Source organism: Microbispora sp. ZYX-F-249, assembly GCF_039649665.1.
GTDB lineage: Bacteria > Actinomycetota > Actinomycetes > Streptosporangiales > Streptosporangiaceae > Microbispora > Microbispora maris.
The window spans coordinates 84924-100065 of the sequence record NZ_JBDJAW010000002.1 but is presented as its reverse complement, the minus strand read 5'-3'; the positions used below and the strand labels follow the sequence as shown (position 1 = coordinate 100065).

The window sequence follows — 15142 nt, the reverse complement described above, 5'->3', positions numbered from 1 at the left end:
CCGTTTGACCTGCGCGATGACCCTCCGTGATCATGCAGAGAATCGGGCGGATGCGCTCTCACAAGCGGCGACGTCCGCCGTGATCATGCAGGTGGGGAGGCCTGCCCGGGTTGGGGGTAGGGTCGGGAGACGTGCCATCGATTCCGCAGCCCCTGCGTCCCGACGACGACGGCGGCACCGACGCGCCCGTCGCGGCGGCGCTGTCGGCGTTCCAGGCCGGCACGGCGACGGCGGCCGACGTCCTGGCGGTGCTCGCCGGGACCAGGCTGCTCGTCCCCGTGGTCGCACTGCTGACCGAGTCGGAAGTGGGAGAGCACGGACTGCGCCAGGAGAAGGAGAGCGAGATGGCCCTCCCGAAACTGGTCGGCAAGGACGGTCGTGAGGCCGTGCTCGCCTTCACCGGGACCGAGCCGATGCGCAGGTGGCGCGCGGACGCCCGGCCGGTGCAGGCCACCGCGCCGCAGGTCTGCCAGGCGGCGCGGCACGAGAGCGCCGCCGCCGTGGTGGTGGACGTGGCCGGGCCGGTCCCGTTCGTGATCGAGGGTGGAATGCTGCAGGCCCTCGCCACGGTGGAGGATGCCAAGAGGGACGCCTCGGCCGTGGACCGGCTCGCCCGCGAGGTGCCGGGCGCCACCGTGGCCCGCCTGGGGACGACGGAGGACAAGCGCCGCCGCTGGTGGAGCCGTCGCCGCGCCTGACCGGCGCCGGCCGCCGCCCTGGTGACGCCCTGACTCCTCCCCGCCGGGTCGTGCCGGCGCCGGCGCGTGGCCGCATCGGCCTCCGACCGGCCTCCTGGCACGCTCGACCCGGCGAGACCTGCCTCCCGGCGATGGCCACGCCGTGCCCAGGAACGCGGTCGTCCACAGGGCGGCGCCCATCGAGGGCCATGGCGGGTATGCGGGCGTTAGGGTCGGCCGCGTGTCCCTCGTCGTCCCCGCCGCCGCCGTCCTCGGCCTGATCGCGGGGGCCTACGCCCGTGCCCTCGCCGCCGGGTTCGGCCCCGAGCCGGACGACCGCCGCGCGGAGGCGCTGCCGGCGTTCGCCGCGGCGGCCCGCGCCGTGCCGCTGCCCCGCCCGCCGTACGTGCTCGAGGTCGCGACCGCGCTGGCCGCGGCGCTGGTGGCCTGGCGCGTCCACGACGGCTGGGTGCTCGCCGCGTGGCTGTACGCGGTTCTCACAGGGGCCGCCCTCGCGGAGATCGACCGGAGGACCTGGCGGCTGCCCGACGCGATCACGCTGCCGTCGTACCCGATCCTGCTGGTCCTGCTCGCGCCGTCGGGCCGGCTGCTGCCGGCGGTGGCGTCGGGCTGCGCGCTCGGCGCGGTCTACGCCGTGCTGTGGTTCGCCCGCCCCACGGGCCTCGGGCTCGGCGACGTGAAACTGGCCGGGCTGATCGGCCTGCTCACCGGGGCGCTCGGCGTGCAGGCCACGATCGCCGCCGGGATGGCGGGCCAGGTTTTCGGCGCGCTGTACGCCGTGGGGTTGCTCCTGGCCCGCAGGGCCACCCGCACGACCGAGTTCCCGTTCGGCCCGTTCATGCTCGCGGGCACGCTCGTGGCGCTGGCTTTTCCGGATATATAGGACGGACCCGTTTCCCGGTATCGGGGCACCCGCGGATGGTCAAGGGGGTGTCAGGGGGCGGCGCACTGGGATGCACATGGAAGACTTGTCCCCATGCTGCGCTGGTTGACCGCCGGGGAGTCACACGGCCCCGAGCTTCTCGCGATCCTGGAAGGCCTGCCCGCAGGTGTGGAGGTGACCACCGCCGACCTCGCCGAGGCACTGCGCCGCCGCCGTCTCGGATACGGCCGGGGGGCACGGATGAAGTTCGAGCAGGACGTGGTGACGATCTCCGGGGGCGTACGGCACGGCCGCACGCTCGGCTCGCCCGTCGCGATCCGCATCGGCAACACCGAGTGGCCGAAGTGGGAGACCGTCATGGCCGCCGACCCGGTGGACCCGGCGGTGCTGGAGGGCCAGGCGCGCAACGCGCCGCGCTCGCGCCCCCGCCCCGGCCACGCGGACCTCGCCGGCATGCAGAAGTACGGCTTCGACGACGCCCGGCCGGTGCTCGACCGCGCCAGCGCGCGGGAGACCGCCGCCCGGGTGGCGCTCGGGCAGGTCGCCCGCTCCTTCCTCAAGCAGGCGCTCGGCGTCGACATCGTCAGCCACGTGGTCTCCATCGGCGAGGCGAGCGCGCCCCGCGACGTGCTGCCCGGTCCCGGCGACATGGAGACGGTGGACGCCGACCCGGTGCGCTGCGTCGACCCGGCCGCGAGCGCGGCGATGGTCGCCGAGATCGACAAGGCGCACAAGGACGGCGACACCCTCGGCGGTGTGGTCGAGGTCGTCGCCTACGGCCTGCCGCCGGGCCTCGGCAGCTACACCCACTGGGACCGGCGCCTCGACGCCCGCCTCGCCGCGGCGCTCATGGGCATCCAGGCGATCAAGGGGGTCGCGGTCGGCGACGGCTTCGAGACGGCCCGCCGCCCCGGCTCGCAGGCGCACGACGAGATCGAGAACACCTCCGAGGGCGTGCGCCGGATGACCAACCGGGCCGGCGGCGTCGAGGGCGGCATGACCAACGGTGAGCCGCTGCGGGTCAGCGCCGCGATGAAGCCGATCTCCACCGTGCCCCGCGCGCTCGCCACGGTCGACGTGCTGACCGGCGAGCCGGCCAAGGCGCACCACGAGCGCTCGGACGTCTGCGCGGTCCCGGCCGCCGCGATCGTCGCCGAGGCGATGGTGGCGCTCGTGCTCGCGGACGCGGCCGTCGAGAAGTTCGGCGGCGACTCCGTGGAAGAGGTCGCGCGCAACCTGGCGGGCTACCTGTCGTCCCTGGTCATCAAGTAATAGGGTTTGTGATCATGCAATCGGCGCCACAAGGCCCCGCCGCGGTCCTCATCGGCCCGCCCGGCTCGGGCAAGTCCACGGTCGGGCGAATCCTCGCGGACCGCCTCGGCCTGCCGTTCCGCGACACCGACGCCGACGTCGAGGCCGTCGCCGGCAAGAGCGTCAGCGACGTGTTCGTGGAGGACGGCGAGGAGCGGTTCCGCGAGCTGGAGGCGCAGGCCGTGCGCGACGCGCTGGAGACCCACCCCGGCGTGCTCTCGCTGGGCGGCGGGGCGATCCTGCACGAGCACACGCAGAAGCTGCTGGCCGGCCACCGGGTCGTGTACCTCCAGGTCGGGCTCGACCAGGCGGTCAAGCGGGTCGGGCTCGCCTCGGCCCGGCCGCTGCTGGTGCTCAACCCGCGCAGCCGGCTCAGGCAGCTCATGGAGCAGCGCCGCCCGATCTACGAGAGCCTCGCCGCGATCACCGTCGCCACCGACGGCCGCGAGCCCGAGGACGTGGTGACCGAGATCGAGGCGGCGCTGTGACCGCGACGCGCATCACCGTGCGGGGCGACAGCCCCTACGACGTGGTCGTCGGCACCGGCGTGCTGCCCGAGCTGCCCGGCCTGCTGGACGCGACGGTGCGCACGGTCGCCATCATCCACCCCGCCGGGCTGCCCGAGATCGCCAGGCCGGTGCGCGAGACGCTCGAGGGCGCCGGGCTGGAGGTCGTCGCGCTGCCCGTGCCGGACGGCGAGGAGGCCAAGACCGTCCACGTCGCGGCCGAGCTGTGGTCGGCGTTCGGACGGTACGGCATCACGCGGTCCGACGCGGTCGTCGGCGTCGGCGGAGGGGCGACCACCGACCTGGCCGGTTTCGCGGCCGCGACGTGGCTGCGCGGCGTCCAGGTCGTGCAGGTGCCCACCACCCTGCTGGCCATGGTGGACGCGGCGGTCGGCGGCAAGACCGGCATCAACACACCCGAGGGCAAGAACCTGGTCGGGTCCTTCCACCCCCCGAAGGGCGTGCTGTGCGACCTGGCCACGTTGGCGAGCGTCCCGCGCGACGACTACGTCGCGGGCCTCGCCGAGATCATCAAGGGCGGGTTCATCGCCGACCCCACGATCCTCATGCTGATCGAGGACGACCCCGCCGCCGCCCGCACCCCCGAGGGTGAGCACACCCGTGAGCTGGTCGAACGCAAGATCCGGGTGAAGGCCGACGTCGTCGGGGCGGACCTGCGCGAAAGCGGCCTGCGGGAGATCCTCAACTACGGCCACACCCTCGGTCACGCGATCGAGCGGGTCGAGGACTACCGCATCAGGCACGGCGAGGCCGTGGCCATCGGACTGGTCTACGCCGCCGAGCTGTCCCGGCTCGACGGCCGGGTCGGGCGCGACGTCGTGGACCGCACGCGCTCCATCCTGGAGTCGGTCGGGCTGCCCACCTCCTACCGCGCCGACGCCTGGCCGCGGCTGCGCGACCACATGCGGGTGGACAAGAAGGCCAGGGGAGCGGTGCTGCGCTTCGTCGTGCTCGACGACGTCGGCAGGCCCGCGCGTCTGGAGAACCCGTCGGAGGAGCTGCTCGAAGCGGCCTACCGGGAGGTCGCCCGATGAGGCAGGTGCTCGTCCTGAACGGACCCAACCTGGGCCGTCTCGGCAGCCGGGAGCCCGACGTCTACGGCGCGCAGACCTTCGACGACCTGGCGGGCCTGTGCCGCGAGACCGGCCGTGAGCTCGGCCTGTCGGTCGAGGTCAGGCAGACCGACGACGAGGCCGAGCTGGTGAGCTGGATCCACGAGGCGGCCGACAGCAGGACCCCCGTGGTCCTCAACCCCGCCGCCTTCACCCACTATTCGTACGCGTTGCGCGACGCGATCGCGCAGCGTACGGCCCCGCTGGTCGAGGTGCACATCTCCAACCCGAACGCGCGGGAGGAGTTCCGCCACACCTCGGTCGTGGCGGCCGTGGCCACCGGGACGATCGCGGGGTTCGGCATGCGGTCGTACGAGCTCGCGCTGCGCGCGATCGCGGACATGGGCGAGTGACGAAAGAAGGGATCATGGGCTACCGGTCGTACGTGGCGGTCGGAGACAGCTTCACCGAAGGGCTCAACGACCCCCTCCCGGACGCGCCCCCTCCGGCGCCGGGCGAGGTGGTGCGCTACCGGGGCTGGGCCGACCGGGTCGCCGAGCGGCTGGCCGACCTCGAGCCGGACTTCCGCTACGCCAACCTCGCGGTGCGGGGGAAGCTGATCGATCAGATCGTCGCCGACCAGGTGCCCGTGGCCGTCGGCCTGAAGCCGGATCTGATCAGTTTCTGCGCGGGCGGCAACGACCTCATCCGCCCCGGCAGCGACCCCGACGTGATGGCCAAGAAGCTGGCCGCCGCCGTACGGACCCTGCGGGCCACCGGCGCGGACGTCGTGCTGTTCACCGGCACCGACCCCCGCGACACCCCGATCATGCGCAGGGTGCGGGGCAAGTTCGCGATCTTCTTCATGCACGTCCGCTCGATCGCCGACCTGTACGGCTGCCACCTGGTGGACATGTGGTCGATGCAGGGGCTGCGGGACTGGCGGGCGTGGAGCGGCGACCGGCTGCACATGAACGCCGAAGGCCACCGCCTGGTCGCCGCCCGGGTCCTGCACGTGCTCGGCGTGCCCGGTGAGGACGACTGGCGCAAGACCTGGCCGCCCCGCGAGGCGGTGGACCCGAGGGCCAAGCGCCGCGAGGACGTGCAGTGGCTCAGGGAGCACTTCGGCCCGTGGATCGGGCGGCGCCTGCGCGGCACGTCGTCCGGCGACGGTCTCGCCCCCAAGCGCCCCGACCTCAGCCCGCTGCCCCCGGTCAACTGACCCCTGCTCCCTGACCCGGGCCCGCGCCGCGGTAACAGCGCGTCCCCGCCGACGACTACGCGGGCGTGCCGGTCCGCGCCGCGGTGACAGCGCGTCCCCGCCGACGACTACGCGGGCGTGCCGGTCCACGCCGCCGCGCGGCGCAGGCTCCGGGACGTCCAGGGCGGGCAGTCCGGATCGCCTTGGGCCTCCGCGGCGGTGAGCCACAGGAAGTCCTCCACCTCCTCCGCCGAGGCGGCCACGGGCTGGGCGTGGGGTGGCATCGTCGCGCGGAAGACCACGTTGACGACGGGGTCGCCGTCGTCGGTGACGAAGAACCCGCTCTCCACGTAGGAGAGTCGGGCTCCCGTGATGTCGACCCCGATCTCCTCGGCGACCTCACGCCGCGCCGTCTCTTCGAGCACGTCGAGTCCCGCGTCGTCGGCCTCGACCTTGCCGCCCACGCCGGCGAGCGTGCCCGGTGCGTGAGCCTCCTGCCTGCCGCGCCGGATGAGCAGCCACCGGCCGTTTCGCTCCAGGAAGACCTCGACGTTCACGACGAAGGCCGGCCGGCCGCCCCGGGTGAGGCACTCCGACGTGACAGGGGTGTCAGCGCTCATGCGCCCGCACCCTACACGCGGTCGCGGGGGCTGACACCCTGCCCGAGGCGCGGACGGCGCCGCCCGGCCCACGCGCCGGTGCCACCGGCAGCCCGGACGGCGCGGCGCCCCTCCGGCCGTGGAGGTCCTACCACGGTCCGATGCGCGACGGGCGGACATCGCGCGATGATCCTGCCTCACGGCCACCGTCGCAGGGGCCGCCGATGGCCGAATTCGAGCAAAGCAGGTGACGATGGCGTGGAAACGACGGCCCGTGTCACGGCGTGGACGGGCGTGGCCACTCGCCGTGCTCGCGGCCCTGCCGATCGCGGCGGCCGCCGTCGTGGCGGTCGCCTTTCCTTCGGTCGCCGCCACCACGTGCCCCGGTTGCTACGGGCTGGAGCGGCTGGCCTCCGGCGTCTACGCCGAATCGGGCCTGCCGCCGTCCCGGACACGACAGGTGCTGTCCGCGGTGGACGAGGCGGAGCGGCGGGTCCGCGCCTTCTATGGCGGCAGGCGGACCTCTCCCCGGATCCTCGCCTGTCTCAGCGACGGCTGTTACCGCCGGATCGGAGGGGGCGGGGAGCGGGGCGTCGCGGTGCTGAACCGCTCGGTCATGCTGTCGCCTGCGGGCGTTGACCCGGTGATCGCCTCCCACGAGATGTCGCACGTCGAGCTGCACGCCAGGCTGGACTCGGGCGGTGCGGAGGTGCCGCAGTGGTTCGACGAGGGGCTGGCCGTGCTGGTCTCCGGCGACCCGCGCTATCTCGCCCCGGAGACGGCGGCCGACCGCTGCCTGGTGAGCTCGGACGCGCCGCTGCCGGTGACGCTGGACGCCTGGCTGCGGGCGGCCGGCGCCGACCGGCGCACCTACGCGGAGGCGGCCTGCCGGGTGAGCCGATGGGTCACCGCGAACGGCGGGCCGCACGCCGTGCTCGATCTCGTCCGGCGCCTCAACGCGGGCGAGACCTTCGCGGCCGTCACGAGGATGTGATCCGCCGGCTCCGTTCAGGAGCCGGCGGTGAGCCGGCGCAGGGCGTCGCGGACCTTCGCGGGGTCGGTGGTGCGCCAGAAGGGCGGCAGCGAGTTGAGCAGGAACCCGCTGTAACGAGCGGTGGCGAGCCGCGGATCGAGCACGGCGACGACGCCCCGGTCGTCCATCGAGCGCAGCAGCCGGCCCGCGCCCTGCGCCAGCAGCAGCGCGGCGTGGGTGGCCGCCACCGCCATGAAGCCGTTGCCGCCCGTGGCCGCCACATGTCGCTGCCGGGCCGAGGCGAGCGGGTCGTCGGGGCGCGGGAACGGGATCCTGTCGATGATCACGAGGGTCAGCGAGGGGCCCGGCACGTCGACCCCCTGCCACAGGGACAGCGTGCCGAACAGGCACGTCGCGGGGTCGCCCGCGAACTGCTTGACGAGCTGCGAGGTCGAGTCGTCGCCCTGGCACAGCAGCGGCACGTCCAGCCGCTCGCGCAGCGCCTCCGTGGCGGCCTTGGCGGCCCGCATGGAGGAGAACAGGCCGAGCGTCCGTCCGCCGGCCGCCTCGATGAGCTCGGCGATCTCGTCGACGTACGCCTCGGGCAGGCCGTCGCGGCCGGGCTGGGGGAGATGCGTGGCGACGTAGAGGATGCCGCGGCGCGGATGGTCGAACGGCGAGCCGACGTCGAGGCCGGTCCACTCGCCCGCGCGCAGGCCCCACTGGCGGGCCAGGCTGTCGAACGTGCCGCCGAGCGCGAGCGTGGCGCTGGTGAGGACGACGGTCCGGTCGCCGAACAGCTTGTCGCGCAGCATGCCGCCGACCGACAGCGGCGCGACCCGCAGCGTGGGGGGAATGCGCCCGCGGCCCTCCTCCAGCCAGACGACTTCGGCCCGGTGGACCTCCTCGGACCCGGCGTCTCCCGCGCGGGAGCCGTTCGCGGTGTCGTCGGATTCGTCCGCGTCGTGCCCGGCCGCCGGGCCGAAGGCGTCGAGCATCCGCTGGGCGGTGTCGTGGACGTCGTCCAGCGCGGTGAAGGCCGCCTTGCGCAGCCCGGCGTTCTCCGGGTCGTCCTTGTCCTTGTTGCGCGGCCCGAGGGCGGTGATGCAGGCGAACGCGGCGTCCCTGATCAGCGCGAGCGTCAGCCCGAGCGACTGCGGCAGCGTGTCGACCCGGCCGGGCGGAGCGACGGCCAGCAGGGCGCGCAGGTCCTCTCCCGCCTCCTGCAGGCGGTCGGCGATCCCCTGCTCGACCAGCCGGCCCGCCCGGCGCACGGCGAGGCCGACCGTGCTCTCCGACAGCTCTCCGGTGACCACCGAGGTCACCCGGTCGACGAGCTCGTGCGCCTCGTCGACCACGACCACGTCGTGCTCGGGCAGGACCGCGAAGTCCTCCATCGCGTCGATCGCCAGCAGCGCGTGGTTGGTCACCACGACGTCGGCCTCGCCCGCGCGCTCCCGCGCGAGCTCGGCGAAGCAGTCGGCGCCGCTGGGGCATCGCTGCGCCCCCAGGCACTCCCTGGCCGTCACCGAGAACTGCCGCCATGCCTGGTCGCTCACGCCGGGCACGATCTCGTCGCGGTCGCCGGTCTCGGTCTCGTTGGCCCACTCCTGGATGCGCTGCACCATCCGGCCGGTGGCGCTGACCTCACGCGGGTCGAAGAGCTGGTCGTCCTCGTCCTCGGGCATGCCGGCGGCCATCTTGTGGCGGCACAGGTAGTTGCGGCGGCCCTTCAGGATCGCGAACTCGGGGCGGTGCGGCAGCAGGCCCTCCAGCGCGTCGGCGAGCCGGGGCAGGTCGCGGTCCACCAACTGGCGCTGCAGCGCGATCGTGGCGGTGGACACCACCACGGCGTCGCCGCTCTCGGCCGCGTGCCTGATCGCGGGCACGAGGTAGGCCAGCGACTTGCCGGTGCCGGTGCCCGCCTGCACCGCGAGGTGCTCCTCGCTCTCGACGGCGTCGCGCACCGCCTGTGCCATCTTGACCTGGCCCGGGCGCTCGACGCCGCCCAGGGCGGTCACCGCGGTGGCGAGGAGTTCTTCGACGGGCGGGAGCTCGGGACGGTCCTTGGGCACGGAAGAACGCTACCCGGTGCCACCGACATCCGGTGCGTGTCCGTCCCACCACATCCTGGCGTTCCAGGAACTCCCTCCCGGCGCGCATGGCACACTGGGGTGTCAGTGCTCTCAAGGTCAACGGCGATCTACCCAGTGAGGTCGAAAAGGGACGAAACGGACGTTTCGCGAGGGTTCCCGAGATCGAGTGGACGGAAAAGGGCAGGTAAAGGCACTATGTCTGCCATGTCGGAAGTTGTCCCACTGCCATCGTTCGGCGAGGTGTTCTTCGACGCGCGAGGCCAGGACCGTGTGCTCCGGGTCACGTGGCACGACGGCACGCTGGTGCTGAGCCTGTGGCGGGGCGAGATGTGCACGGCGAGTTTCCGCATGCCCATGGACGACGTGGGACGGCTGATCGACACCCTGGACGAGGGTTTCGCCGAGGCGGGCGGCCAGGAGCAGGACGCCGGGACCGGTCCGTTCCCCCAGCAGGGGGCGGCGGGCCAGGACGGCTACGCGCCCCAGGGGGCCTACCCCGCGCACCCGCAGGACCGGGGGCAGGACCCCTACGCGACCCAGGTCCACGACCCGTTCGCCACGCAGGTCCACGACCCGTACGCGGCCGAGCCCCAAGAGGCGTACGCGGCGCGCGCCCAGGACGCCTACGCGGGGCCCGACGCGTACGCCGGGCAGCCCGCTGACGGATACGTGCCGCAGGACCCCTACGGCGTGCCCCACAACGTGCCGCAGGATCCCTACGGGCAGGCCCACGACGGGTACGCCGCCGCCGACGGTCACGTTCCCGCGCCCGACGGCTACGGCAGGGCCCACGACGGCTACGCGCACGGCGAGGACGGGTACGGGCAGGCCGAGAACGGCTACGGCCGCGGGCCGCGCGACGCGGGGTTCCCCGAGCCGCCCGGACAGGCCGACTACGAGTACCCGGACTACCCGGGAACCGGGCAGTACGCCCGTCCGCCGGTGCCGCCGCCCGCCCCGGCCCCCGAGGCCTATCCCGCGCCCGCCGCGCTCGGCCCCAACGACGTGCTCGTCGCCCGCGGCACGCCCACCCAGGACCGCCTCGTCGCGTCGTCCGCCACGCAGACCGGCCCCCAGGCGGCCTACCCTGCGGCCGCGCAGCCCGTGGCGCCGCAACCGGCCGGGCAGCAGCCCGCGCCGGTGGACCCGAGCGACCCCCTCGGGCTCGGCGCGGTCCGTCCATACGTCAACGAGTCGTACGCGAACGAACCGCCGCTTTACACCACGGGCGAGCGGCTTCGGCCGGACCAGTGGCCGGGTGGCCAGGCTCCCGACCCGCACGCCGAGCACGAGCGCCGCGGGGGGCGGCGTGCGGGACAGCCCGCCGCGGACTCCCCGATCCCGTGGTCGGACGAGAACGGGGAGAGCTGGGAGGGTGCCCGGGGCTGGTGAGGGCCCCGGTCAGCAGGAGTTCCAGCTGTAAGTAACCTCGTCGTCTGATGGACACGTCAACGGCACTGCAGTTCCTCCTGCTCCCGGCCGGCGCCCTCGGCGTCGCCGCCCTGGCCAACTGGCGCGGCTGGTCGGCCCCGCTGCTCCTGGTGATGGCGGGACTGGCCGCCTCCTACGTGCCGGGGGTTCCCGACTACAGCCTCGACCCGCACATCGTCCTGCTGGTCTTCCTGCCGCCGATGCTCTACTCGGCGGCACTGGACAGCTCGTACCTGCGGCTGCGCGACGCCGCCAGGCCCGTCGGCCTCCTGGCCGTCGGTCTCGTCCTGGCGACGACGGTGGTGGTCGGCTTCGTCGCGCACGCGATCGTCCCCGATCTCCCGCTCGCCGCGGCCTTCGCGCTCGGGGCGATCATCGCGCCGCCCGACGCGGTGTCGGCGGTCGCCATCGGGCGCAGGCTCGGCCTGCCGCGACGCGCACTGACCATCCTCGTGGGCGAGAGCCTGTTCAACGACGCCACCGCGCTGACGGCCTACCGGGTCGCGGTCGGCGCGATGACCGGCGCCGCCGCCGGTCTGCTCGACATCGGCGGGCAGTTCCTCCTGGCCGCCGGCCTCGGCATCGCGATCGGCCTCGCCATCGCGTACGTCGCAGGCGTGGCGCTGCGGCGGCTCGACGACGCGCTGATCGCCAACGGCGTCTCGCTGCTCGTGCCGTACGCCGCCTACCTCGCGGCCGAGGCCGTGCACGCCTCCGGCGTGATCGCCGTCGTGATCGTCGGCATCTACCTGGGCCACGAGCTCAGCCGGACGACGTACGGCACGCGCCTGCTGTCGGGCGCGGTCTGGAAGGTCGCCGACCTGGTGCTGGAGTCGATCGTGTTCGCCCTGATCGGGCTGCAGCTGCGCCCGATCATCGCCGGGCTGAACGGCGAGCGGCCGGGGGAGCTGGCGATGTACGCGATCGTGCTGTTCCTGGTGGTCGTCCTCGTGCGGATCGCCTGGGTGCCGCCCAGCACCTACCTGCCGCGGATGCTGTCGAAGAGAGTGCGCGCCCGGGAGCCCAAGACGCCGTCCTGGCAGAACGTGATGCTGACGAGCTGGGCGGGCATGCGCGGGGTGGTGTCGCTGGCCGCGGCCTTCGCCCTGCCCGAGCAGTTCCCCCAGCGCAACCTGCTGCTGTTCCTGACGTTCGCGATCGTCGTGGGCACGCTGATCGTCCACGGCCTGTCGTTCCCCTGGCTGATCAGGCGGCTGGGCGTGTCCACCGCGCGGGAGCGCTACGGCGACGACCTCGCGGAGGCGGGAGCCCAGCAGGCCGCGGCGGCCGCGGCCCTGGCGCGGCTCGAGGAGCTCACCGCCGACGGTGTGCTGGACGTCCACGAAGAGGTGGTCGAGCAGCTGCGCGCCAGGGCCGAGCGTAAAGCCCTGCACGCCTGGGAGCGGCTCGGCGGCGGCACCGGCCCCGAGGGCGAGGAGACGCCCGCCTCGGTCTACCGGCGGCTGCGCCGGGAGATGCTCGCCGCCGAACGCGAGGTGTTCGTGCGGATGCGGGACGAGCGGCGCATCGACGACGAGGTCCTCCACCGGGTCATGCAGGAGCTCGACTTCGAGGAGGCGACACTCGAACGCGGCTGAGCGGGCTCAGGACCCGGCCCGAGGGACCCGGCGCGCAGGCCAGGGTGGTCAGGACAGGGTGTTCAGGACAGGGTGTTCAGGACAGGGTGTTCAGGACACGGCCTGGCCCAGGCGCTGGTCCACGAAGCACCACCGCCAGTCCTCGCCCGGTTCGAACGAGCGCATCACCGGGTGGCCGGTCTCCTTGTAGTGGGCGGTGGCGTGCTTGCCGGGAGAGGAGTCGCAGCAGCCGATGTGACCGCACTCCAGGCACTTGCGCAGGTGGACCCAGCGCATGCCGCGCTCCAGGCACTCCTGGCAGCCTTCCGGCGTGAGCGGCTGCGGGTCGGCCGTCACGAGCAGGTGTTCGCAGTTCCCCATGCCGCAGATGCTACGGCGCTTCGCCGGGTGATCGGCGCCGCGCCCGGGCGGGGCCGCTCGCACCGAACCTCTACGAACCGCCCCCCGGAATCTGCACATCGTCTCCGTAGGTTCGTGGGTCATGACGACGGTCGACACGGGCGCTTTCACCGACTGGTTACGCGACTTCGAAGGCGCGGCGCTGCTGCGGCGCACCTGGGGCGACCCCGACTGGAGCGCGGGAGCGCGTCTGGAGCCAGCCCTCGTACGCAGCCTGCAACGGTTCCAGGTGGGGGAGGACGGTGACGGCGCCCGCCTCCTGGACAAGGCCCGCCGGGCGGGCGACCCGGTGTACGCGGAGGCGGTCCGCCTGTTCGTGGCGGAGGAACGCGAGCACGCCCGCCTGCTGGGCCGGCTCCTGGAGTCGGCGGGCGCCGGCACGATCTCCGGCCACTGGAGCGACGCCGCCTTCGTCCGGCTGCGGCGGCTCCTCGGACTGCGCACCGAGCTGATGGTCCTGATGCTCGCCGAGGTCGTCGCGCTGGGCTACTACCGGGCGGTGCGCGACGGTGTCCCGGACCTCCTGGCCGCGGAGGTCGCGGGCCGGATCCTCGCGGACGAGCTGCGCCACGTGCCCTTCCACCGGGACCGGCTGCGGCGGTCCTTCCGGGAGTCGTCCCGGTTGCCGCGGGCGGCCGCCTCGGCCCTGTGGTGGTCGCTGCTCGCGGGCGTGCTGACCGTGGTCGTGATCGATCACGGGGACGCACTGCGCGGCGCCGGGGTGTCCCGGACCGCCTTCGCCCGCGAGGTCCTGGGGTATTTCCGCGCGGTCGTCGCCGAGGTCATGGCGCGGTGAGGCGCTGAGGACCGCGATGCGGGCGGGGCCGCGAACGGCAGCCTGCTCCGGTTCCGCGGCGGGCGGGCGGCGGTTGGGTAGGGTGACCGGCATGCGACTCCTCCCGTTCGCCGCCGCCTGCGCGGCCGCCGTCCTGTTGGTCACCGGCTGCGCGACCGCGGACAAGGCCCAGTCGTGCGCCGAGGCGACGCAGCTGATCAGCCGCACCATCGGCGAGATCGGCAAGGTCGTCGACGACCCCGCCGCCATGCGCCAGAAGCTCGAGGACGGCGCCGCCGATCTGGAGAGCATGGCGAACAAGGCCGCCGACACCACGCTCAGGGACGCCCTCCAGGGCCTCGCCGACAGCCTGCAGAAGCTCAACGTCGACGACGCCAACGCGGCGGTGGACGCCGCGCAGAAGGTCGCCGCCGACGGCGCGAACTACCTGCGCCAGGTCAGCGAGGCCTGCCTCTAGATCTGATGCCGGGGCCGCCGGCCGGACGCGCCGGAGTGTCCCGCGTCCTGTCCGGCCGGGCCGCCGAACGGGCGGGTGCCGACGGAAGGGCCAGCGCGGCCGCCACACCGATCACGGAGATCGCGGCGGCGACCCAGACGGCCGAGCGCAGGCCCTCGGAGGTGGCGGCGCGCAGGGCCTGCCCGGCGAGGCCGGCGGTGTCGCCGCCGGCCACGGACACCAGGACGGCCAGGCCGGCGGCGGTGCCCGCCTGCAGGACGGTGGAGGACAGGCCGGAGACCACGCCCTGCACCTGCGGGGCCACGCCGGTCGAGGCGACCATGAACATGGTGGCGAACGACAGGCCCGCGCCCAGGCCGTAGGCCGCGAGGCCGGGCAGCAGGCCGAGGTAGGACGCGCCGGGCGACAGCAGCGACGCCAGCGCGGCCGTGCCCGCCGCGCCCACGCCCAGACTGAGCACGAGTGTGCCGCGCAGCCCGAGGCGCGGGATCAGCCGCTCGGCGGCCAGGTTCCCCGCCGTGATCGCGAGGGTCGGCCCCAGGAAGGCCAGACCCGACTCGACGGCGCCGTAACCGAGCACGTCCTGGAAGTGCAGCGTGAGGAAGCACGGCACGCACTGCAGCGTCAGGCCGTAGACCAGGATGACCATGGCTCCGGCGCTCGTGTGCCGGCTGGCCGGCAGCCGCGGCGGCAGCAACGGGGTGCGGCCGCGCCTCTCGATCACGAAGAACCCGGCGAGCAGCGCCGCCGCGACGACGGCGGGGGCCAGGACGGCGGGGGAGGCCCAGCCCCGTTCTCCGGCCTGCGCGACGGTGAACACCAGCAGCGTCACGCCGGCGGTCCCGGTGAGCGCGCCGGGAAGGTCGAATCCGCCCGCCCGCCGCCTCCCGTCGGGCGTCAGGACGACGAACGCCGCGGCGGCCACGGCCGCGGCGGGCGGCACGTTCACGAAGAAGACCGCCTGCCAGCCGAACGCGCCGGTCAGCAGCCCGCCGAGCAGCGCGCCGAGGCTCAGCCCGGCCGCACCGCTCACCGCCCACACGGTCATCGCCCGGGTGCGCGCCCGGCCCTCGGCGAACATGGTGACGACCAGAGAGGGTCGCGGGCATCAGCACCGCGCC

General features: G+C 74.0%; 16 protein-coding genes. 12 read left to right on the top strand and 4 right to left on the bottom strand.

What is annotated here, in order from left to right; genetic code table 11:
• The first annotated feature begins 131 nt into the window (after positions 1–131).
• The 7 genes from AAH991_RS02975 to AAH991_RS02945 all read left to right on the top strand — a co-directional run bounded on the left by AAH991_RS02975 (position 132) and on the right by AAH991_RS02945 (position 5693).
• The gene (locus AAH991_RS02975; protein WP_346224164.1) at positions 132–698 is read left to right on the top strand and encodes an SseB family protein; all 567 of its coding nucleotides are present in this window, start codon (positions 132–134) and stop codon (positions 696–698) included.
• A gap of 220 nt (positions 699–918) precedes the next feature.
• Entirely contained in the window at positions 919–1581 is a 663-nt protein-coding gene (locus AAH991_RS02970; protein WP_346224163.1) for a prepilin peptidase, read from the top strand.
• Positions 1582–1674: 93 nt separating this feature from the next.
• Positions 1675–2853, top strand: a complete 1179-nt coding sequence (gene aroC, locus AAH991_RS02965; protein ID WP_346224162.1) for a chorismate synthase — start codon at positions 1675–1677, stop codon at positions 2851–2853.
• A gap of 14 nt (positions 2854–2867) precedes the next feature.
• Entirely contained in the window at positions 2868–3380 is a 513-nt protein-coding gene (locus tag AAH991_RS02960; protein ID WP_346224161.1) for a shikimate kinase, read from the top strand.
• Positions 3377–4453 (top strand): 3-dehydroquinate synthase, encoded by a 1077-nt coding sequence (gene aroB / locus AAH991_RS02955; protein WP_346224160.1) that lies wholly within the window; start codon positions 3377–3379, stop codon positions 4451–4453. Before AAH991_RS02960 ends, aroB begins: the two co-directional genes overlap by 4 nt.
• Positions 4450–4884: a type II 3-dehydroquinate dehydratase gene (gene aroQ, locus AAH991_RS02950; RefSeq protein WP_346224159.1), complete on the top strand. Its 435-nt coding sequence runs from the start codon at positions 4450–4452 to the stop codon at positions 4882–4884. The genes aroB and aroQ overlap by 4 nt, the downstream gene beginning before the upstream one ends.
• A gap of 14 nt (positions 4885–4898) precedes the next feature.
• Entirely contained in the window at positions 4899–5693 is a 795-nt protein-coding gene (locus AAH991_RS02945) for an SGNH/GDSL hydrolase family protein (RefSeq protein WP_346224158.1), read from the top strand.
• A 107-nt stretch (positions 5694–5800) separates the two neighbouring features.
• Here AAH991_RS02945 and AAH991_RS02940 read toward each other — a convergent pair whose 3' ends face one another.
• Positions 5801–6292 (bottom strand): NUDIX hydrolase, encoded by a 492-nt coding sequence (locus AAH991_RS02940; protein ID WP_346224157.1) that lies wholly within the window; start codon positions 6290–6292, stop codon positions 5801–5803.
• Positions 6293–6545: 253 nt separating this feature from the next.
• Between AAH991_RS02940 and AAH991_RS02935 the strand changes: the two genes are divergently transcribed.
• Complete coding sequence (locus AAH991_RS02935; RefSeq protein ID WP_346224156.1) at positions 6546–7265, top strand: hypothetical protein; 720 nt, start codon at positions 6546–6548, stop codon at positions 7263–7265.
• Positions 7266–7279: 14 nt separating this feature from the next.
• On the opposite strand, the gene AAH991_RS02930 is transcribed toward AAH991_RS02935, so the two are convergent.
• Positions 7280–9319, bottom strand: a complete 2040-nt coding sequence (locus tag AAH991_RS02930; RefSeq protein ID WP_346224155.1) for an ATP-dependent DNA helicase — start codon at positions 9317–9319, stop codon at positions 7280–7282.
• Between the two features lie 225 nt (positions 9320–9544).
• On the opposite strand from AAH991_RS02930, the gene AAH991_RS02925 reads away from it, so the two are divergent.
• Together AAH991_RS02925 and AAH991_RS02920 are read left to right on the top strand one after the other, a co-directional pair.
• Positions 9545–10732, top strand: a complete 1188-nt coding sequence (locus AAH991_RS02925) for a chromosomal replication initiator protein DnaA (RefSeq protein WP_346224154.1) — start codon at positions 9545–9547, stop codon at positions 10730–10732.
• A gap of 47 nt (positions 10733–10779) precedes the next feature.
• Positions 10780–12369, top strand: coding sequence for a Na+/H+ antiporter (locus tag AAH991_RS02920; protein WP_346224153.1), 1590 nt, complete (start codon positions 10780–10782; stop codon positions 12367–12369).
• A gap of 90 nt (positions 12370–12459) precedes the next feature.
• Here AAH991_RS02920 and AAH991_RS02915 read toward each other — a convergent pair whose 3' ends face one another.
• A complete protein-coding gene (locus tag AAH991_RS02915; protein WP_346224152.1) occupies positions 12460–12729 on the bottom strand; it encodes a ubiquitin carboxyl-terminal hydrolase 14 in 270 nt (89 codons plus the stop codon).
• A 121-nt stretch (positions 12730–12850) separates the two neighbouring features.
• Between AAH991_RS02915 and AAH991_RS02910 the strand changes: the two genes are divergently transcribed.
• Together AAH991_RS02910 and AAH991_RS02905 are read left to right on the top strand one after the other, a co-directional pair.
• Positions 12851–13564, top strand: a complete 714-nt coding sequence (locus AAH991_RS02910) for a ferritin-like domain-containing protein (RefSeq protein ID WP_346224151.1) — start codon at positions 12851–12853, stop codon at positions 13562–13564.
• Between the two features lie 91 nt (positions 13565–13655).
• Positions 13656–14021 (top strand): DUF8711 family protein, encoded by a 366-nt coding sequence (locus AAH991_RS02905; RefSeq protein ID WP_346224150.1) that lies wholly within the window; start codon positions 13656–13658, stop codon positions 14019–14021.
• Here the strand turns inward: AAH991_RS02905 and AAH991_RS02900 are convergent.
• Positions 14002–15102, bottom strand: a complete 1101-nt coding sequence (locus tag AAH991_RS02900) for an MFS transporter (RefSeq protein WP_346224149.1) — start codon at positions 15100–15102, stop codon at positions 14002–14004. The two genes, AAH991_RS02905 and AAH991_RS02900, sit on opposite strands and share 20 nt — an antisense overlap.
• Positions 15103–15142 lie beyond the last annotated feature (40 nt).